We start from the raw sequence: 18,918 nt of genomic DNA on the forward strand, positions 1-18,918 counted from the left end.
GAATCAGCATGGCCGCGCTCAGCCGCGATTTCACCGCAGGCCAGCAGATGCCCGAGGACGACCCACGATCCAAAACCGAACAGGCCACCGTCTTTTCAAGGCTGTTCAGCCCCCTCCAGCCGCGCCGCCTGCACGGGCCGGTGAAAGCGCTGGTTGAGCTTGCCGCGCCAGTGGTTGATCAGGTGATAGATCAGCTGGAAACACACGGTAAAGATCACAATCACCAGGGCGATCAACAGCAGCCTGTCGCCGGCCTTGGGCAGGGTTTCGATGGCGCGCAGCGTGACGGTGGTGGCCTCGACCACACCCACCGCGGCGCCAAAACCCGAGGACAGCACCATGACAAAAAACGCGCGCACCAGGCCCATCACAAACAGCATGGCCGCGACGGGCGAGCCGCTGCGCAGCTGGCGCATGGCCTCGACCGCATGGTCGGACACATAGGCCGCCGCATACAGCATCAGTGACAGCACCACCGCCAGCCAGGGCGTCATGGCGAACTGCCGCTGGCCGACATGAAAATCCGGCACGACATTGACCAGGAAGAACATCACGACAAAAGTGGGCACGGTGCGCAGCAGCGCGACCAGCCAGGCGGCCGGCGTGGCGGCCAGGCCGTTGTGAAAGCGCGCGGCCGCCAGCGGCGCGCCCAGCAGCATGCCGCCCAGCAAGGCGCAGATCGCGATCTGGAAGTTCACCAGCAGGCCGCGCAGGAACTCCGGCAAGAAGTGCGGCAGCAGCTCAAGCATAAGCACCCCCGCTCAGGGCCAGGCGCGACTGCCAGACATCGGCCAGGCGATGCACCAGGGCGACCAGCAGCATGTAGAAGATCAGCAAAAAGGTGTAGGTGGTGATGCGCTCGCTCGAGAACGAGGCGACGTCGGTCAGCGCCGCCAGCAGTTCGGGCACGCCCATGACCGACGCGGCGGGGCTGCCCCGGGTGGCGTTCACGACAAAAGCCACCATTTGCGCCCTGGCCCGGTAGACCGCGGCGCTCAGCGCGGGCTGGGCCGGCGCGCGCTCCTCGCGCAGCGTGAGCATGGCCTCGGCCACGGCCTGCCCGGCATTGCTGCCGTTGAACAGGCCCAGCACCAGCACGGCCGCGGCCAGCGCCACCAGCGGCGAGGTGGCGCCCAGGGCGCCGACCACCGCACCGGCCAAGATCATGAGCAGGATCAGCGGCGTCGATTGCATGGGCCAGAGCACGCAACGCATGGCCACCCTTAGCCAGGGTTTGTGCGAAGTCAGGCCCGCGCCAAAGGCCAACGCAAAGCCCCAGGTCGCCAAGACAGCGCCCACCACCAGCAGCAGGGAAAACCACACACCTTCGAGCAGCAGGTCCAGCGCCACCCAGGTCTTGAACATGGCCAGGGTGACCCGTGTGCCGGTGGCCTGGTAGATAAGGTGTTCGAGCTGGTCGACCCTGCTTGCGAAGGAGGTGGGCGGCAGCTGGTTGTCCAGCGGCGCCTTCACGCAGGCCGGATCGTTCAGGGCGCTGATCTGCGCGCAGGTGCTGCTGCTCCACAGCGCGCGCTGCTGCGCCAGAAAGGGCGAGTCCACGCCGTGTTTCCGGGCCAGGGCCTGCAGGGCGCCCGAGATGTGCAGCTGCTGCATCGACAGCGCCAGCACGTCGGCCAGGCGCTCGCCGCCCTCGCGCGCCACGGCAACGCCCCAGGGCAGCGGCGCGAAGCCGAACTTGCTGTCATAGGCCGCGGCAAACGCGGGCTGCTGCAGGTAAGAGGCAAAAAAACTGTCGTCCTGCGCAACCAGCGAGCAGCCGCCCAGGCGCAGCTCGTCGACCAGGCTGGAGGCTTTGTCAAACAGCTTGAGGCGCGCGCCGTTGACCGACAGTTCGGCATTGGTGCTGTTGCCCACCGTCACGCAGACGGTGTTGCCGCGCAGCTTGACCAGGCCGCCGATTTGCAGCTCCTTGCGGCCCAGCACAATGGTTTGCGACTGGTAATAATGCGGTCGCACAAACAGCGCTTCGCGGTCCCGCTGCAGGGTGTGGCCCATGGTGGCGATGACCAGGTCGACCCGGCCCTCACCGAGCAAGGCCAGGCGGTTCGCCGGCGTGACCACCACCAGCACGGGCTCCACACCGAGCGAGCCCGCCAGCTGGTGGGCCAGCTCGATTTCAAAACCCTGCAGCGCGCCTGTGGCGTCCTCAAACGCAAACGGCGGGTAGCCGGTGCGCACACCCACCCTCAGGGTTTTTGTGCACAGCACGCGCGCGAGCACGTCCACCGCGTCGTCGCATTTTTTGGCTTTTTGCGCAGCGGCCTGTGCCGGCGGCGCCTGCGGCGGCCGGCTGTCCTGGCCGGCGGCGCCCAAGCTCAGCAGCAGCGCCAGGCCCAGGATCATCGAGCGGCGCAGCAGCACCCCCGCTTGCAGGGCGGCGCCGCCTTGATCCACGCTGCAGATCGCCATCAAGCTTCCTTATGCCTCATCATGCTTCCAGCTGATTTCCACCAGGTCGAAGTCGACAAACCAGTAATCGCCCATTCTGTGAATGCCCCGCCCTTCAAAACGCGCCCGCACCTGCGGGCTCAGGCAGGCCAGCTTGTGCGCGGGCAAAGGCGCCGAAGCGCAGTAAGCGATGCGGGCCCGCAGGCCCAGCGCATCGGCCATGGCCTCGGTCTTGCTGAAATCAAGGAACACGTTGTGCGTCATCACGGCCAGGCCGCCCGGCGCCAGGTGGCGGCCCAGGCCCTGCAAAAACGGGTCCACGCTGCGGCGCCCGTCTATGCCGCCGGCGCTCCAGCTCGGCAGGCGGCCGTCGCCCTCGATGTGCTCGGCCGCGAACTGCGGCAGGTTGGTGACCACCAGGTCATAGCAGCCGTCTCCGCAGGCCGACCACATGTCACCCTGGACCAGGCTGGCCCTGGCCCGCAGGCCCTCTTGATCGAGCAGCCCCTGGGTCGCCTGGACGGCCAGGGCCTCGAGTTCAATGCCGACCGCGCTTTGCGCCCCCAGCGCCAGCAGCGTCGCCATCACCACGCCGCTGCCCGGCCCCATCTCCAGCGCCCGGGACGCATGCACGCGCGCCGGGTGCTTGCGCAGGTAAAGCAGCAAGGCGGCGGTGTACTCGCTAGGACTGAATAAGTTATGGTCGTTCAAAGCAGCCTTCTTGAATCCCAAAACCGCGGGCATCGCAAGTGATGCGGCCGGCTGGAGGCACGGCTCGAGCGATAGTAACCTATGGATACACCTTTGTGACTACATCCGGGCCGGCCGCCGCCTCGCCAGGCAGGCGGGCGCGCAGTACCATGGCTGGCCGCGCCGCGAGGCAGCATCGCACCAAGCACCATGGAAATCGAACTCAAGCTCAGGCTGCCCCCTGACGCGCTGGCAGCGCTGCGCGCCGACCCGCTGTGGGCCGATACGCGCGCCACGCACAAGCAGCTGGACAACATCTACTTCGACACGCCGCAGCGCGCGCTGGCCCGGGCCGGCATAGGCCTGCGCCTGCGCAGCGACGGCAAGCACTGGCTGCAAACCGCCAAGGGCGGCGGCGGCAGCCGCGCCGGCCTGCACCAGCGCGAGGAAATCGAGTTCGCGGTCGCCGGCCCGGCGCTCGAATGGGGGCCGCTGGCGGGCACGGCCTTCGCGCCCGTGCTGGAGCCCCTCAAAGACCGGTTGCAGCCGCAGTTCCAGACCCGCTTCAAGCGCGAGATTCGCCGCGTCACCGGCCCCGCTGGCGGCCTCATCGAAGTCGCCATCGACCAGGGCGAGATCCTGGCCCGGGAGCGCCATGAGCCGCTGTGCGAGCTCGAGCTTGAACTGCTGGACGGCCCGGTGGACGAACTGTTCGCGCTGGCCCTGCTGCTGGTGGAACGCCACCCGCTGGTACTGGACAGCCACAGCAAGGCCGAGCGTGGCGACCGCCTGGCCCAAGGCAGGCCGCCGGCACCGCCCGCCAAGGCTGTAGCGGCGGATGTGCCGCCGGGCGAGGACACACGCGCCATCGCGCGAGCGGCGGTGGAAGCCGCCCTGGCCCACTGGCAGGCCAATGAAGCCGGCTTTCTTGCCCAGCCCCAGGACGGGCATTACGACAGCGAATACCTGCACCAGCTGCGCGTCGCGGTACGGCGGCTGCGTGTGGCCTGCGGCCCGCTGGCCGGTGCGGCCCAATGGCGGCAAGAAACCCTGGCGCCCTTGCAGGACAGCCTGCGCGCCCTGGGCCAGCGCCTGGGCGCGGCGCGCGATTGGGATGTCTTTATGGAAGAAACCTGGCCGACGCTGGCGGACAGCCTGCACGACGCCGCCCTGCGCCAGAAGCTGCAGGAGGCCGCTGCCCTGCAGCAGGCCACGGCACGCCTGCAGGCCCAGGCCGCCCTGGAAGAACGCGAGACCCAGCGCCTGCTGCTGCAACTAGGCCGCTGCTTGGCAGAAGTGGACGACGATGGCCCGGGCGTGCCCTTTGACACGCTCACGGCACAGCTCGAAAAACTCGCCCACAGGCTGCGGCAGGCCCTGCCCAGGCTGGAGCAGCTAAGCCCCACGCGCCTGCACCGCCTGCGCATCACCGCCAAAAAGCTGCGCTACCTCACCGAATTCATCGCCGGCCGCTACGAGCCGCAGGCCACCGAAGCCTGGCTGGACTGGCTCAAAAAAGCACAAACCGTTTTTGGCCTGCACAACGACCGCGTGACGGCCAGGGCGCACATCGAAACCTTGTGTGCCGGCATGGAGCAGCCCGGCAAGCTGCAGCACAGCCTGCAGGTGGCGCTGCGGGAGCAGGCGCGGCCTGAGCTCGAGTTGCCGGACTTGCCTGAGCCCTACTGGCGTTCTTGAAAGCCGAAACCGGGGTGTAAAATTCGCCGCGAGCCCCTTCCGGCGCGGCTCAAGCGGAAAGTGGCTCGTCAGCAGCCACACCAACGCGGGTGTAGTTCAATGGTAGAACGGCAGCTTCCCAAGCTTCATACGAGGGTTCGATTCCCTTCACCCGCTCCATATCTCTGTAATTGATTGATTTCTTTCAAGAATGGCGACCGCGCTGGCCGCCGTTGCGGGTCCATTCGACGAGCCTGTTAGACAGGATCGCTCACTTCATCGATCGATTTGACTTTCAGATCACCGTCAAATCTGCCAGCCATGTACGCAGACAAACAATCTGAGAACTCGTCGAGGAGCGCCAACCCTTTCGGGTCGTGGTCGTTCTCGGCGGTACGTGTGAGTCGCGAACCGTCCCAGGCGCATGTAACGTTCGCGTGCCATTTGCGATGTTCCGCAAACTCCTTCGCGATATCGATGGCAGCCTCCGAGCCAGCATCCTTCGGAACACTATCGCATACGAGAACGGCTCGATAGATCATGTTTAACGTGTGAGCTCAGCGGACGGCGAAGCCGTCCGCTGGAGCGACCAGTTAAACATGATTGCCACGATAACTGCGCCTCTCAAAGTAGCCACGCGTGAATGGCCTGAAATGTTGGTCTTCATCGAGTTGAATGCCGAGCGGGAAAAGGATTGTGGCCAAGTCGGCTTCCTCCTCTCCTGCTTCAAAGGTCGCTACTACTGACCCGGCAAGATATTGCGCTCCGGTGTTTTGACACGATCCACCGAAACACTCGACCTCTACGTAGACAAGCCAGGACTCAGGAAAGTGGTTTGATAGCGCCGCCAAGCCCGACCTGACTTGGTCTGCTTGGTCAAGGATGCGCTCCCATTCCGCATTCCCATCGGCTGGATGAAGGTCGCCTTCATCCGGGCAGCGAAGGATGTAGCCATTGAACTGCTGCTCTTCGTGCTTCAACTGGCAAAACGGCCAAGTCTCTAACGCGACCTCGGCCGCCCGAGGATCGAGTGTCACGAGGCCCGTGAAACGGTAGCCCATGATGTTTAACGTTTGACATGAGGGGCGACCGCAAGCAAGCGAAGCTTGCTTGTGGACGTCCCCTCGATGGAAGGGTTAGGCGTCACTTTACAACCCGCGTTAAGTGCATTGCTCCGCGCGTAAGCGATGCAGACAAACGCCACTCCGACCCCTCCGGAGCAACATAGATTTCTGCCAAGCTTTCGTCTTCCCCGCGCGTGTCTAGCCGCACGCGCTTGAAGTGATGGCGGATTAGCCACAGCACTCTGTGATAGCCCGATATGACCATTTCCTCAGCGCTGGGCGGAATAGCGGCCTCAGCAACGAGACGCTGCTGCTCCAGAACCCACGGTGGCTTGGCACCAGTCTCGATGAACGCGTAGAAGCCTTCCCAGCCCTCGGGCTCGGGCCAAGCTTGCTTGTAGAGCGTGCGCTCCTCCCCTGACATTGCCTTGAACCAGGGCACCCACGCATGCCAGTAGTCCTCTCCGGCACCCATGCGCCAGCCGATACTGCCCCAAGGAATTTTCGGGAACGCGACCCAGACCGGCCTTTGTGCTTCGCTCATGACGCCTAATGTAGAAATGACCGGACCACCAACACTTGCGGCGAAGCCGCCTCCTGCTGCTGTGGATCCGTGTCGATTGAAATGTTAAGCCTCACACCTCAGTCCTCCGAGCCAAGACGCCTTGAAACACGCGCCCTTACCTTTTCTCTAAGCGCTGAATCGCTGCGAGGGTCCATTCCCTCCGTAACGAACACTCTGTCCGTAAACCCATCGACGTCCTTCGCTAAGGTGATGAAGCTCCCGCTATCTCTCGCAGCCTTACTGAAGCCCAAAACAGAGCTCAACTCGGCTAACAGTGCATTCACGGCGGCGGCGTTCGGGTTGTCTTGCATGTGAGGCCTAACGTTTGACTTAAGCGGCCTGCCGAAGGCAGGTCCGCTTGAAGGAAGGGTTAGGCCTCGGGCGCATTTACCTGCCACACAGTTCGACGACGCTCCAAGACCTTGTGGCAACGAAAGCAGCTTAGGCGAGGAAGGCTGTAGCTGCGTTCTCTCGCCGCCTCGGGGTTCTCGCTGCCCCAGTAGATTTCCATAATTCCTGGGGTAGCAGACTGGACGGCCCTATGGCCACAGTGGTCGCAGATTACAGCTTCGATGAACACTCGATAGAGCTGCCCCTGAAAGCGCAGAAGTTCATAGAGCCATACGCGATCGTAGGCGAAACCCAGCGCAGAGACTATCTCCGGGTAGTGCTGGTTGGACGCTACTTTGCGAGCCAAAAGGTCCGGCACTGGGAGTCTCTTGCCCTCGAATACTGGTTCGCTCCAAAGCGCCTGCCACGCTGCGGACGATGGAACATACAGCGGTTGCCCATCGACAAGCAGCTCTTCAACTCCACTGTGGTGGACGTGCATTGCGAGGCCTAACGTAATTTAGACCGCAAAACCTGCGGCTTAACTTGGCGGCTGAGGTTTAACTTGGTCATAAAAATCGTCCGAAAGCCTCCTGTTTATTGGGTTTCCGGTATATGCACCGTATTTTCATACAGTTATAAATACTTCCATGAAACCCGGCAACCCACCGCTGCAATCGACCCGCTTGCTCGACCAGGTCAGGGAGCGGATTCGCTGTCTTCACTATAGCTTCAGCACCGAGAAGCTCTATGTGTACTGGGTGCGTTTTTTCATCCGCTGGCATGGTTTGAAGCATCCGCGCGACATGGGGGCGAAGGAGGTTGAGGACTTTCTGACTATGTTGGCCACGGAACGCAAGGTTTCAGCATCCACACACAACCAGGCCCTGAGCGCGTTGCTGTTCTTATACCGGGAGGTGCGTGGCGTCGATCTGCCCTGGCTTGACAACATCAACCGACCGACCCGCGCAGTGGCATAGAGCGCCGTCATCATCTGTATGAAGAGCGATTGCAGCGCAGCCTGAAGCAGGCGGTCAAGCTTGCCGGCATCGTCAGGCCGGTATCGGTGCACACGCCACCTGCTTTGAGGGTCTTGAAACCAGGTAAGGGGGCCGTCACGCGTGCCGGATCGCGAGGTCAGGAAGCGGGTCACTGAAAAGTGTTATGGCCAGCGCTGGCCATCTCTCGATGCCGTTGAAGAGATCTGCAGGCGTCTTGTCGCATACCTGGCGCCCAGGAGGGGCGCACTTACGGGGTCAGCGGAATGAGCGCTCTAACGGCTCTGATTTCGACGAAATTCAACCGCCAGGTTTTCTTGCAGGCCGTCCACCACAGCTTGAAGTTTTCCCAGGTATGGCGCCCTGATGAGTGCGATCTGCATCTGTAAATCCAGGCCGCGCACGCTGATGGCGCGTAACCCTGACCGCTTCAAACTTGCTGCCTTGCGTTTAGGAAGCATCCCGATACCCAGGCCTCTTTCGATAAGCGATGCCTGCAGGGCCATGTCGTGGACCTCCGCTGAGATACGGAGTTGCGAGCCATCCTTTTCTACTGCGCCACGCAAAGAGGCGCGTGATCCGCACAGGGTATCCGGCGTGAGGATCCAGCCGAACCTATTTAGCTCGCCAAGGGAGGGAGTTCTTGGCAGAGCCAGGTTGCGCGAGGCAAGAAAGACAAGGTCGTCGCGCGCCAATACCGGGCCGGGCAACATGGCCAAGCTGTCTCTCGCTCCTGCCACCATGACAAGGGCGGCGTCCAGCTCGCCTTTGTCCACTTTTGGAATGAGTTCGTTTGTCCATCCCGCAGTCAATCGCAGGTTCAGGTCCGGAAAATTTTGCTTCAGATATTGAAGGCTGCTTACCACGCCGGATTCCGCCAGGGCATGCGCTATTCCAACCCTGAAATCACCGGCTGGCGTTGCGTCTGTGGCGACTGCGTTCTTCAGTTCCTCAAACGCGGCAAGAACCTTTCTGGCGTGCCCCAACACCGCCAGACCAGTGGCGGTCAGACGCGCCGGCTTTGCGCGACGATCCAGCAGCGTGGTGCCGAGTACTTCTTCCAGGCGCTGCAATTGCCGCGTGACAGCTGGCTGCGTCAACGGAATGCGATTTGCGACCGCTTGAATTGAGCCTGTTTCAGCAAGAAGAACAAGGGCTTTTAACTCGGCGAGCATCATGCATCCTTGGAATACAAATTATCAAAATAATGAATTTGATTAATGTCAGTCACTGAAGGATAGTGCATCGCCTGGACAAAACCAACAGGAGAAAAGCATGAAATCCATGGTGATCGAAAAGAATGGGTTTGACGGACTGAAGTTGATCAGCCGGGAAGCTCCCCTGCCGGGGCCTCGGCAAGTTCTTCTGCGGGTCAGGGCGGTCGGGCTGAATTACCGCGACGTTGAAATAGTGCTCGGTTCCTATCACACGCCTTTCAAGTTTCCGCTCGTGCCGATGTCGGACTGCTTGGGGGAAGTGATTGAGGTAGGGAAGAACGTCACACGGGTGAAAAAAGGCGACCGGGCCGTTGTGGCATTTTGGGAAAGGTGGCACGACGGTTCCTTTGATGCGAGTGTCGCGGGAGCGCCGCTGGGCGGCCCTTCAGACGGTGTTTTGAGTGAGCAGTTTCTGACAAGCGAAGACAGGCTTGTGGTGGTGCCGCCGGAAATTAACGACATCGAGGCGGCGAGCCTTCCTTGCGCCGCATCCACGGCCTGGAATGCCCTTGTCACTTCTGGAGGCGTAAAGCCGGGTGAGGTGGTACTGGTGCAGGGAACCGGCGGGGTGTCCTTGTTTGCAATGCAGTTCGCCGAGATGGCGGGTGCCCAGGTTGTGATTACTTCTGGCAGCGATGAGAAGTTGGAGAAGCTCACCACGCCGGGTGTATTGGGGAAAGTAAATTACAAGAGATATCCCAACTGGTCGGCCGAGATTCTCAAACTGACGAACGGCCGGGGTGTCGATCACGTTCTCGAGGTCGGCGGCCCCCAAAGCTTCGAACAGTCGCTGAAATCGATCCGCCCAGGAGGCCAAATTAACGTGATCGGCTATCTGGGCGGCGTTGATGGGGGATTCAATCCCCTGGATATTTTCCGCAAGCAGGCGACCGTTCGAGGAATTCCGGTCGGTTCACGCCGAATGCTGCAAGAACTGGTCCAGGCGATGGCATCGACGAAGACAAAACCGATGATTGATTCCGTCACCCACTGGACAAATGCCGCGGAGGCGCTTCAGCACCTCCATTCGGGAAAACATTTTGGCAAGGTCATTTTGTCTTTCTGAGTCATTTCGTTCAGGCAAGCCAATTTGCGACCTTGCCACCAGAATTTATCCCGATTGTTCTAAAAATCGGAGGCAGTGGGTCGGCGACTTAGGGCCTGTTACCGCATCACGATGATGGCGATGCCGAGCAGTGTCAGGCCGCTGCCGGCCAGCGTGACCGCCGTGATCCTGTCCTGGTTCTTGAACAGCAGGTGGCTGAGCGGAAACACCAGGATGGGCGTGCACAAGGTCACCAGCGTGGCGACGGACAGCGGTATGTAGCGCATGGCGCCTATGACGCAGATTTGCGCGGAAATCGTCGAGACGCCTATCAGCGCAAAAAACGCCACACCGCCGCGGTCGGCCGTGCGCAATCGTTGCATGATCTCGCGCTTGCCGGCGCTGAACAGCAGGTGCAGCGCCAGGCCGCTGAGCGCCCCGACCAGCGCGCCCAGCACGGGTTCGTTCCAGCCGCGCACGGCCGAGCCCCTGAGCACATTGCCGATGGCATAGGCCATGGAGCTGCCCACGCCCAGCAGAAACACCGACTGCATCACGCGCCCCATCGTCCGCTGCGCCACGCTAGACTTGAGGGCCGCGGGCGCGGGGCCGCCGTCGGGCGGCATCACGACCACCGCATTGCGGCGCGAGAAGAAACCGGGCTTGTAGCTCACCAGCATCAGGCCGGCGATGGTCATCAGCATGCCCAGCGCCGCCAGCACGCTAAGGCGCTCGCCCAGCAGCAGCCAGGCCATCAGGGCGGTAAACAGCGGGCTGCTGATCTGGAAGATGCTGGCCTTGGCCGGGCCGAAGCGCACGACGGACTCGTAAAAGAAAAAGCGCCCCAGGTAGGTGGCAAAGGCGCCCGCCGCGGCGAACAGCCAGAAGGCCTGGGCGTTCCACAGCAGCGCATCGCCGCGCAGGCCCATCTGCACCGCAAAGGCCAGTGCGGAGAAAACGACGTTGGCGGTAGTGGCGACCAGAAAGCCCAGGCCGAGGTCCAGCCTGTGGGAGGCCAGCTTGGTGAGCAGGATGGACGCGGTGAAAAGCAGCAAGGCGGCGCCGGCCAGCAGGTAGCCCAGGTAGGTGTCAGACATCCAACCTCATTTTGTTGTCTTGTGCGGAAAAGCGCGCGCCTTGCAGCCACACCTAGATCTTGAAGGCCTCCAGCGACTCGGGTGCGAACAGCTCCTCGGGCTTGAGCAGCCGTTTGGACAAACCCTGCTCGAAAGAGTAGCGCAAAAAGGTCTGCAAGGTGGCCTGGTTTTTCTCGAAGCCGTAAGGCCAGAAGTCCTCGCCCATCTCGCGCCTGACCTGCTCGACATGCGAGGTCAGCCAGGGCAGCATGGCCTTGAGGGCCGCGGTTTCATAAAGGTCTTCATAGGTGCGGCGCTGCGACTCTTCAAGCGCCTTCATCATGGAGCGCGCCACCCAGCGATTCGCCTCGTAGACCTCGCGGCGTATCGCCACGGTGTGCATGATGGGGAAAATGCCTGTCTCTTTGAAGTAGTTGCGCTCGACCTGTTCATAGTCCTCAAACAGGCGCAGCACCTTGCCGCCGCCCTTGAGGAAGCTCGAAGGCATGCGCGCGGTGTAGAGCGCGTCGATCTCGCCGTCGAGCAGCATCTGCGCGAGGGTCTGCTCCGGGCCTATGCGCTGAACCTTGATGTTGGGCGGCAGGTCGAGCTGGATTTTTTCGGAGCGGCCGGGTTCTTCCTCGCCGCCGGTGAAGTAAGTCACGCTGTCGACGGGCACGCCGTAGTGGTCGGACAGGATGCCGCGTATCCACACCGGTGCCGTCATCTGGTACTCGGGGTTGCCGACGCGCTTGCCTATCAGGTCTTTGGCTTCGCGAATGCCGGCATTGGCGTTCACATAAATGCAGGAGTGGCGGAAAAAGCGCGAGGGGAACACCGGGATCGCCACAAAGGGCCGCGGCTCCTTGAACAGGGATACCGTGTACGAGGAGAGCGACATTTCCGCGACATCGAACTCCCTGTGCCTCAGCATGCGAAAGAAGGTTTCCTCCACCGGCATGTTGAGGTAGTTCAGGTCTATGCCGTCGGGCTGCACGCTCCCGTCCATCAGGGCGCGGGTGCGGTCGTAGTTCCAGCAGCCGAAGCTCAGTTTCAGTTTTGACATGTCGCGGTGTGTTCCTTGAGAGAGAGATTCCAGTGGGTCATTCAGGCTTGATGCCGGAAGCCGAGATGGCCTTGGCCAGGCGTTCGTTTTCGCCGAGGATGGCTTTGCCGTAGTCGGCCGGGCTGCTGCCTATGGGCTCTATGCCGGCGTTGTTGAGCGTGGCGATGACGTCCGGCATCCTGGCGATCTGCGCCATCTCGTGGCTGATGCGCTCGATGGCGCTGGCCGGTGTGCCGGTGGCGGCCAGCACGCCGACGATGGGCGCGAAGTCAAAGCCTGGAATGGTTTCGGCGATGGCCGGCACATTGGGCTCCTGGCTGGAGCGCTGCGCCGCGTTATTGGCCAGCAGCTTGACCTGCCCGCTCTTCACAAAGCCGGACAGCGAAGGCAGCGCCGAGAACAGCACCTCGACCTGGCCGCCTATCAGCGCGGGCACGGACTGGCCGGTGCCCTTGAAGGGCACATGCGTGATCTGCAGGCCCAGCGCTGCCTTCATGGCCTCCATGGTCAGGTGGTGGGTGCTGCCTATGCCGGAGGAGCCGTAGTTCAGCGTGCCGGGCTTGGCCTTGGCCAGCGCGATAAATTCCTGGAAGCTGTTGGCCGGCACCTTGGGATGCACCGCGAGGTACAGCGGCGCGCGCGCCGCAAGCGAGACCGGCATGAAGTCGCGCTTGTAGTCATAGCCCAGGTTTTTGTAGATGGCGGGGTTGATGGAGAACATGGAGCCGTCGGTCACCAGAAAGGTGTAGCCGTCCTTTGGGGCCGTGGCCAGCGCCTGCGCGGCGACCACGCCGTTGGCGCCGGGCCGGTTGTCGACCACCACCGCCTGGCCCAGTTTGTCGCCCAGGCGCTGCGCATAGATACGCGCCACCGTGTCGGGCAGTCCGCCGGCCGCATAGGGCACAACAAACTTGATGGCGTGGTTGGGGTAGGCGCCCTGGGCCCCGGCAAGCTGGGGCAGCAGGCCGGCCAGCAGCATCGCGCTGGCCAGCAAAAGGGAACGGCGTGGTGGTTTCATGGGACTTGTCTCCTGATAATTTTTTGCTGACGTTGCGGGCGGAAAGCCAATGAGGAATAGCCGGCCTAGGTGGAGTAAGACGGCTCCAGCGCGGGCTCGCGGGTATCCCAGACATAAGCGGCCTGGTAGGCGCGCCAGTCGGTGGTCTTGGGCACGATAGCCTGGAAGGCAACCACGCTGGAGGGAATGCGCAAAGCGCCCGTGCCTATGGCAGCCCCGCCGGCCTGGAAGTTGCGCACGGCCTCGAGCATCTGCTTGCGGAATTCGACCACCGCCATGTCGCTGGCGCCCAGGCGCTCATGCGTGCGGTCGGCGATCGGCCCCATGGTGACCCACATCGCGATGTCCTGGTTGGGAAAGCCGGTGATGCCGGTGAAGTTGCCGGCCTTCATGGCTTCACGGTCTTGCCAGAAGTTGTTGGCGCGGTTGCGCAGCGGCGTATAGCTGGCGTCCAGGTCGGGGCCGATCTGCTGGCCCAGGAACTTGCGCCAGGTGTCGGTGTCGGGCGTCTGCTCAGGGTGGCCCCAGGCGATGAAATAAAAGGCCGTGTTGGTGTCGTCCATGGGCACATTGATGTTGGCCACGTTGTAGAGGTTGTTGGGCGGGATCAGCGCGGTGGCCGGCGCGACGAACACGGTGGAGCGTATGTAGTCGTTGGCGGCCGCGTTCTTGATCGGGCGGCGGATTGCGGCATACCGGAAGCCGTAGCCGCCGCGCTCTACCTGCATGCGCGGCGCCTTGTCGGTGGAGGGGCGCAGCCAGTTGGTGTCGGTGGCTTCGGCGCCATCCACGCGCGCCGGCACCATGTCCGAGGAATGCAGGCTGGAGCTGTGCGCCGAGTCGATCGCGCCTTCGAGGATTTGCGCCCAGTTGCAGGGGATCAGCGCCTTGGCGATGGTGACCCTGGCATCGGCCGTGGGCGCCCAGGCCGGCGGCACGAACTCGGGCTGGGTTTCCTTGGGGCCCATATAGGCCCAGACAAAACCGCCCCACTCTTTCACCGGGTAGGCCAGGTGCTTGACCTTTTGCGCCATGCCGCTGGCGGCGGGCTCGGAGACCATCTCCAGCACATTGCCCTCCACGTCCATCTTCCAGCCGTGGTAGAGGCAGCGCAGGCCGCAGTCCTCATTGCGGCCGAAGACCAGCGAGACGCGGCGGTGCGGGCAGTATTCGTCCATCACGCCGACGCGGCCCTTGGTGTCGCGGAACACTACCAGGTCCTCGCCGAAGACGCGCGCCTTGACGGGTGTGCCGTCGGGCTCGCTGACCTCTTCGATCAGGCAGACCGGCGTCCAGTGGCGGCGCATCAGCTGCCCCATGGGGGCCTGGCCCTCAACACGGCAGAGCAGTTCATTTTCCTCAGCGGTCAACATCGCGAATGTCCTTTTATCGGTTTATCGGTCATGGCCCCGCGGGCGGGAGCCCTCAATCAAAACAGGTTTAAAAACAACTTGCCAATCCGGGGCAAGGTGATTATTCTTAGATGACTAAGATTATCGCGATTTGGCGGTTTGTCAAGAAAATTTGTGGAGACAAAAATGAGCGTTAACCCCAGGGCCGATGGCGTGCCGGCCGCGGAGCCCGATTTCTTTCCGCTGGCGGTGGCGCGCAAGCAGGAGGTTGCGCAAGGGATTTATTGGTTCGAGCTGCGCCACCCCGAAGGTGCGCCCCTGCCCGCCTTCACGGCCGGCTCGCATCTCACGGTGCAAGTGCCCAGCGGCGTGCGCCGCAATTACTCCTTGTGCAGCGACCCGGCCGATACCGGCGCCTGGCAGATCGCCGTGAAGCGCGACGGGCGCGGGCGCGGTGGCTCCATCAGCATGGCCGACGAGGTGCAGGCCGGGCAGCTGCTGTCCGTCAGTGCGCCGCGCAACAACTTCGAACTGGCCGCGCAGGCGAGCGACTTCATTTTTATCGCGGGCGGCATAGGCATCACGCCGATTCTTTCCATGATGCGGCAGCTCAAGCGCACAGGCGCCGCCGGCTTCAAGCTGTATTACTGCACGCGCGACGCCGCCGGCACCGCTTTCATCAACGAACTGCAATCCGAATTTCCGGGCCAGGTGCAGATCCACCACGACAACGGCGACATCAACGAAGCGCTGGACCTGTGGCCGGTGTTTGAAAAGCCTGGCCCTGCCCACGTCTACTGCTGCGGCCCCAGGGGCCTGATGGACAGCGTGGCCGACATGTCGGGCCACTGGCCTTCGGGCAAGGTGCATTTCGAGAGCTTCGGCGTCGACGCCACGGTGTTTGCGGACAACACGCCCTTCCGTGTGCGCCTGGCCCAAAGCGGCAAGACGGTGGAGGTCAGCGCGGAGCAGACTCTCCTCGAAGCCCTGCGCAGCGCGGGTCTGCGCGTGGCCAGTTCCTGCGAAAGCGGCACCTGCGGCAGCTGCAAGACCGGCCTGCTGGCCGGCGAGGCCGAGCACCGCGACATGGTGCTGAGCGAGGAGGAAAAGGCCGGTCACATCATGGTCTGCGTCTCGCGTGCAAAATCGCCTGAACTGGTACTGGACTTATGACGGAGCGCACACTGAAACTCGGCATCGTCGGCCTGGGCCGGGCCTTCACGCTGATGCTGCCCACCTTTGTGCATGACGGCCGCGTGAAGCTGGTGGGTGCGACCGACCCTATCGCCGCCGCGCGCGCGCAGTTTGAAAAAGACTTCGGCACGCCCAGCTACGCGTCCATGGAAGCCTTGTGCGCCAACCCGGCGGTGGAGGCGCTCTACATCGCCTCACCGCACCAGTTCCACGCCGAACACGTGCGCCTGGCTGCCTCCTTCGGCAAGCACGTGCTGGTGGAAAAACCCATGGCGCTCACGGTGGACGAATGCAGCGCCATGATTGAAGCGGCCCGTAGTGCGGGCGTGCACCTGATCGTGGGCCACAGCCACAGCTTCAACACCCCGATACGCCGCACGCGCGAACTGATTGACAGCGGCCGCTACGGCGCGGTGAAGATGATCCACGCGCTGAACTTCACCGATTTCCTGTACCGCCCGCGCCGCCCCGAGGAACTGGACACGGCGGCCGGCGGCGGCGTGATCCACAGCCAGGCCACCCACCAGATAGACATCGTGCGCCTGCTGGGCGGCGGCCTGGTGCGCAGCGTGCGCGCCCATACCGGCGCCTGGGACGCGAGCCGCCCCACCGAGGGCGCCTACAGCGCGCTGCTGGGCTTTGAAGGCGGCGCCTTTGCCTCGGCCACCTACAGCGGCTACGGCCACTACGACTCGGACGAGCTGCTGGGCAACATCGGCGAGATGGGCCAGCTCAAAAACCCGGCCGACTACGGCGCAGCCCGCAAGCGCCTTCAGGGCGCGGCCACCTCCGCCGAAGAAAGCGCGCTCAAGGCGGCCCGCAACTACGGCGGCAGTCTGTACACGGCCGGCAGCGCCCTGCCCGCGGGCCTGCGGCACCAGCATTTCGGCCAGCTCATCGTGAGCTGCGAAAAGGCCGACCTGCGACCCGGGCCGTCGGAAATAAGCATTTATACCGACAGCGAAAAAACCGCGGAAACCCTGCCCACCCCGGCCGTCCCGCGCCAGGAGGTGGTTGACGAGCTGTATGCCGCCGTGGCCCATGACAAGCCTCCGGTGCACAGCGGCGAATGGGCCCGCGCCACCACCGCGGTCTGCCTGGCGCTGCTGGAATCCGCGCGCAGCGGCCGGGATTGCGCTCCCCCGCACCAAGTCGGTCACAATGCGGGGTCATGAGCAACGACACCCAAAACATCATCCGCCACTGGCGTGAAGCCGTGCCCAATGACCGCCTCGCGCACCTGATCCGCGATGCCTCACGCGCCTTCCACCGCGCGCTGCAGGTGCGGTTGGCGCGGCACGGGGTACCCTTCGGCCACTGGACCTTTCTGCGCATCCTCTGGGAGTCCGACGGCCTGACACAAAAAGAGCTCAGCGAGCGCGCCGGCGTGATGGAGCCCACCACCTTCACCGCCATGAAGGCCATGGAGGCGCTGGGCTACATAGAGCGCAAGCAGCTGCCCACCAACAAGAAGAATATGTATGTGTACCTCAGCGACAAGGGCCGCGCGCTCAAGCAGCTGCTGGTGCCCCTGGCCGAAGAGACCAACAACGTGAGCATCGAGGGCATAGAGCCGGAACACATCAAGATGACACGCACCGTGTTGCTGGCCATGATCGAGAACCTGGCCCGGGACGAATTGCTGCAGGAAAAGGCCGCGCCCGCCAGGCGCAAGGCCGCCGCCAGAGGCGAGCCGCCGGAGAAAACCGAAAAGGTGAAAATTACCGAAAAAAAGATGCCCGGAAACCGATAAGCCCGGGGGAAATCCGCGACATCCGCGAAATTCGGTAAAACCAAAGCCGCCGCCTGAACAGGCCGGCGGCTTTTTGCTTTACGGCGTCAGACCAGCGTAACGCCGGTCTTGGCCTGCAGCGCTTCGCGCGTCACGCCGGGCGCCAGCTCCACCACCTTGAGGCCTTGCGGCGTCACGTCCATCACGGCCAGGTCGGTGATGATGCGGTCCACCACGCCCACACCGGTGAGCGGCAGGGTGCACTTGGGCAGGATCTTGAGGTCCTCGGTGCCGTCCTTCTTTTTGGCGACGTGCTCCATGAGGACGATGACGCGCTTGACGCCCGCCACCAGGTCCATCGCACCGCCCATGCCCTTGACCATCTTGCCCGGGATCATCCAGTTGGCCAGGTCGCCTTTTTCGCTGACCTGCATGGCGCCCAGGATGGACAGGTTGATCTTGCCGCCGCGAATCATCGCGAAGCTGTCATGGCTGCCGAAGATGGACGAGCCCTTGATGGTGGTGACGGTCTGCTTGCCCGCGTTGATCAGGTCGGCGTCGACCTGGTCTTCGGTCGGGAAAGGGCCTATGCCCAGCATGCCGTTTTCCGACTGCAGCCAGACTTCCTTGTCGCCGGTGAAATTGGCCACCAGGGTCGGGATGCCGATGCCGAGGTTCACGTAAAAACCGTCTTCGAGTTCCTGGGCGGCGCGCGCCGCCATCTGGTCTTGGGTCCAGGGCATGGTCAAACTCCTGCTTTCTCGGTGATGGTCCGTTTCTCAATGCGTTTTTCAGGATTCGCGTTGAGCACGATGCGGTGCACATAAATGCCCGGCAGGTGGATGTCGTCGGGCGCCAGTTCGCCGACTTCGACGACCTTCTCCACCTCGACAATACAAATTTTGCCGGCCATCGCGGCGGCCGGGTTGAAGTTGCGCGCCGTGAGGTTAAAGCGCAGGTTGCCGGACTTGTCGGCCACATGCGCCTTGACCAGGGCCACGTCGGGCACCAGCGAGCGCTCCATCACATAGGTTTCGCCGTCGAATTCGCGCAATTCCTTGCCCTCGGCGACCTGCGTGCCCACGCCGGTCTTGGTGAAAAAAGCCGGGATGCCAGCGCCGCCGGCGCGCAGCTTTTCGGCCAGCGTGCCCTGGGGCGTGAACTCCAGCTCCAGTTCGCCGGCCAGGTATTGGCGCTCGAACTCCTTGTTCTCGCCGACGTAGCTGGAAATCATTTTTTTGATCTGCCGGGTTTCCAGCAGCTTGCCCAGGCCGAAGCCGTCGACGCCCGCGTTGTTGGAGATCACCGTCAGGTTTTTGACCTGGCTGTCGCGCAGCGCGTCAATCAGCGCCTCGGGAATGCCGCACAGGCCGAAGCCGCCCACGGCCAATAACTGGCCATCCTTGACCACGCCCTTGAGGGCCTCCGCGGCGGAGGGAAAAAGTTTCTTCACAAATCATCTCCTTGTGTTCCAGGCAATCCATT

Annotated in this window: 19 protein-coding genes, 1 tRNA gene and 1 pseudogene; 8 read left to right on the plus strand and 13 right to left on the minus strand. The window is 63.1% G+C overall.

Annotation, left to right across the window (positions count from 1 at the left end):
• Nucleotides 1-95: 95 nt before the first annotated feature.
• Genes BLQ85_RS06095 through BLQ85_RS06105 form a run of 3 tightly spaced genes read right to left on the minus strand, consistent with a single transcriptional unit; the run spans nt 96 to nt 3,120 of the window.
• Nucleotides 96-749 (minus strand): ABC transporter permease subunit, encoded by a 654-nt coding sequence (locus tag BLQ85_RS06095; RefSeq protein ID WP_074575441.1) that lies wholly within the window; start codon nt 747-749, stop codon nt 96-98.
• Nucleotides 742-2,430 carry a transporter substrate-binding domain-containing protein gene (locus BLQ85_RS06100; RefSeq protein WP_074575442.1) on the minus strand — a complete coding sequence of 563 codons (1,689 nt, stop codon included), beginning with the start codon at nt 2,428-2,430 and terminating at the stop codon, nt 742-744. Before BLQ85_RS06100 ends, BLQ85_RS06095 begins: the two co-directional genes overlap by 8 nt.
• Before the next feature lie 9 nt (nt 2,431-2,439).
• Nucleotides 2,440-3,120 carry a methyltransferase gene (locus BLQ85_RS06105; RefSeq protein ID WP_074575443.1) on the minus strand — a complete coding sequence of 227 codons (681 nt, stop codon included), beginning with the start codon at nt 3,118-3,120 and terminating at the stop codon, nt 2,440-2,442.
• A gap of 189 nt (nt 3,121-3,309) precedes the next feature.
• On the opposite strand from BLQ85_RS06105, the gene BLQ85_RS06110 reads away from it, so the two are divergent.
• Together BLQ85_RS06110 and BLQ85_RS06115 are read left to right on the plus strand one after the other, a co-directional pair.
• Nucleotides 3,310-4,797, plus strand: a complete 1,488-nt coding sequence (locus BLQ85_RS06110; protein WP_074575444.1) for a CYTH and CHAD domain-containing protein — start codon at nt 3,310-3,312, stop codon at nt 4,795-4,797.
• A gap of 85 nt (nt 4,798-4,882) precedes the next feature.
• Nucleotides 4,883-4,956 (plus strand) — tRNA-Gly (locus tag BLQ85_RS06115).
• 77 nt (nt 4,957-5,033) lie between these two features.
• Here BLQ85_RS06115 and BLQ85_RS24680 read toward each other — a convergent pair.
• From BLQ85_RS24680 to BLQ85_RS06130, 3 genes are all read right to left on the minus strand, one after another.
• A complete protein-coding gene (locus tag BLQ85_RS24680; protein WP_074575445.1) occupies nt 5,034-5,318 on the minus strand; it encodes a hypothetical protein in 285 nt (94 codons plus the stop codon).
• Nucleotides 5,319-5,369: 51 nt separating this feature from the next.
• Nucleotides 5,370-5,837: a hypothetical protein gene (locus tag BLQ85_RS06125; protein WP_074575446.1), complete on the minus strand. Its 468-nt coding sequence runs from the start codon at nt 5,835-5,837 to the stop codon at nt 5,370-5,372.
• 82 nt (nt 5,838-5,919) lie between these two features.
• A complete protein-coding gene (locus tag BLQ85_RS06130) occupies nt 5,920-6,384 on the minus strand; it encodes a hypothetical protein (RefSeq protein ID WP_074575447.1) in 465 nt (154 codons plus the stop codon).
• 562 nt (nt 6,385-6,946) lie between these two features.
• Between BLQ85_RS06130 and BLQ85_RS06140 the strand changes: the two genes are divergently transcribed.
• On the plus strand, nt 6,947-7,249 hold the full coding sequence (locus BLQ85_RS06140) for a hypothetical protein (RefSeq protein WP_074575449.1): 303 nt from the start codon (nt 6,947-6,949) through the stop codon (nt 7,247-7,249).
• A gap of 136 nt (nt 7,250-7,385) precedes the next feature.
• Nucleotides 7,386-7,697, plus strand: a pseudogene (locus BLQ85_RS06145) (phage integrase N-terminal SAM-like domain-containing protein); the annotation flags it as partial.
• A gap of 311 nt (nt 7,698-8,008) precedes the next feature.
• Here the strand turns inward: BLQ85_RS06145 and BLQ85_RS06150 are convergent.
• Nucleotides 8,009-8,911, minus strand: a complete 903-nt coding sequence (locus BLQ85_RS06150; RefSeq protein ID WP_074575450.1) for a LysR family transcriptional regulator — start codon at nt 8,909-8,911, stop codon at nt 8,009-8,011.
• 97 nt (nt 8,912-9,008) lie between these two features.
• On the opposite strand from BLQ85_RS06150, the gene BLQ85_RS06155 reads away from it, so the two are divergent.
• On the plus strand, nt 9,009-10,016 hold the full coding sequence (locus BLQ85_RS06155; RefSeq protein ID WP_074575451.1) for a zinc-dependent alcohol dehydrogenase family protein: 1,008 nt from the start codon (nt 9,009-9,011) through the stop codon (nt 10,014-10,016).
• A gap of 98 nt (nt 10,017-10,114) precedes the next feature.
• Here BLQ85_RS06155 and BLQ85_RS06160 read toward each other — a convergent pair whose 3' ends face one another.
• The 4 genes from BLQ85_RS06160 to BLQ85_RS06175 all read right to left on the minus strand — a co-directional run bounded on the left by BLQ85_RS06160 (nt 10,115) and on the right by BLQ85_RS06175 (nt 14,528).
• A complete protein-coding gene (locus BLQ85_RS06160) occupies nt 10,115-11,092 on the minus strand; it encodes a DMT family transporter (RefSeq protein ID WP_074575452.1) in 978 nt (325 codons plus the stop codon).
• 52 nt (nt 11,093-11,144) lie between these two features.
• Nucleotides 11,145-12,137, minus strand: a complete 993-nt coding sequence (locus tag BLQ85_RS06165) for a substrate-binding domain-containing protein (protein ID WP_074575453.1) — start codon at nt 12,135-12,137, stop codon at nt 11,145-11,147.
• Nucleotides 12,138-12,174: 37 nt separating this feature from the next.
• Nucleotides 12,175-13,155, minus strand: coding sequence for a Bug family tripartite tricarboxylate transporter substrate binding protein (locus BLQ85_RS06170; protein WP_074575454.1), 981 nt, complete (start codon nt 13,153-13,155; stop codon nt 12,175-12,177).
• Nucleotides 13,156-13,220: 65 nt separating this feature from the next.
• Entirely contained in the window at nt 13,221-14,528 is a 1,308-nt protein-coding gene (locus BLQ85_RS06175) for a Rieske 2Fe-2S domain-containing protein (RefSeq protein WP_074575455.1), read from the minus strand.
• A gap of 165 nt (nt 14,529-14,693) precedes the next feature.
• On the opposite strand from BLQ85_RS06175, the gene BLQ85_RS06180 reads away from it, so the two are divergent.
• Genes BLQ85_RS06180 through BLQ85_RS06190 form a run of 3 tightly spaced genes read left to right on the plus strand, consistent with a single transcriptional unit; the run spans nt 14,694 to nt 17,454 of the window.
• A complete protein-coding gene (locus BLQ85_RS06180) occupies nt 14,694-15,680 on the plus strand; it encodes a PDR/VanB family oxidoreductase (RefSeq protein WP_074575456.1) in 987 nt (328 codons plus the stop codon).
• The gene (locus BLQ85_RS06185; protein ID WP_074575457.1) at nt 15,677-16,876 is read left to right on the plus strand and encodes a Gfo/Idh/MocA family protein; all 1,200 of its coding nucleotides are present in this window, start codon (nt 15,677-15,679) and stop codon (nt 16,874-16,876) included. Before BLQ85_RS06180 ends, BLQ85_RS06185 begins: the two co-directional genes overlap by 4 nt.
• Nucleotides 16,873-17,454 (plus strand): MarR family winged helix-turn-helix transcriptional regulator, encoded by a 582-nt coding sequence (locus BLQ85_RS06190; protein ID WP_074575458.1) that lies wholly within the window; start codon nt 16,873-16,875, stop codon nt 17,452-17,454. Before BLQ85_RS06185 ends, BLQ85_RS06190 begins: the two co-directional genes overlap by 4 nt.
• An 86-nt stretch (nt 17,455-17,540) precedes the next feature.
• Here the strand turns inward: BLQ85_RS06190 and BLQ85_RS06195 are convergent, their stop codons facing one another.
• A complete protein-coding gene (locus BLQ85_RS06195; RefSeq protein WP_007868823.1) occupies nt 17,541-18,176 on the minus strand; it encodes a 3-oxoacid CoA-transferase subunit B in 636 nt (211 codons plus the stop codon).
• Nucleotides 18,177-18,178: 2 nt separating this feature from the next.
• Nucleotides 18,179-18,886 carry a CoA transferase subunit A gene (locus BLQ85_RS06200; protein WP_074575459.1) on the minus strand — a complete coding sequence of 236 codons (708 nt, stop codon included), beginning with the start codon at nt 18,884-18,886 and terminating at the stop codon, nt 18,179-18,181.
• Between the last annotated feature and the right edge of the window lie 32 nt (nt 18,887-18,918).

The organism is Polaromonas sp. JS666 (assembly GCF_900103405.1).
GTDB lineage: Bacteria > Pseudomonadota > Gammaproteobacteria > Burkholderiales > Burkholderiaceae_C > Polaromonas.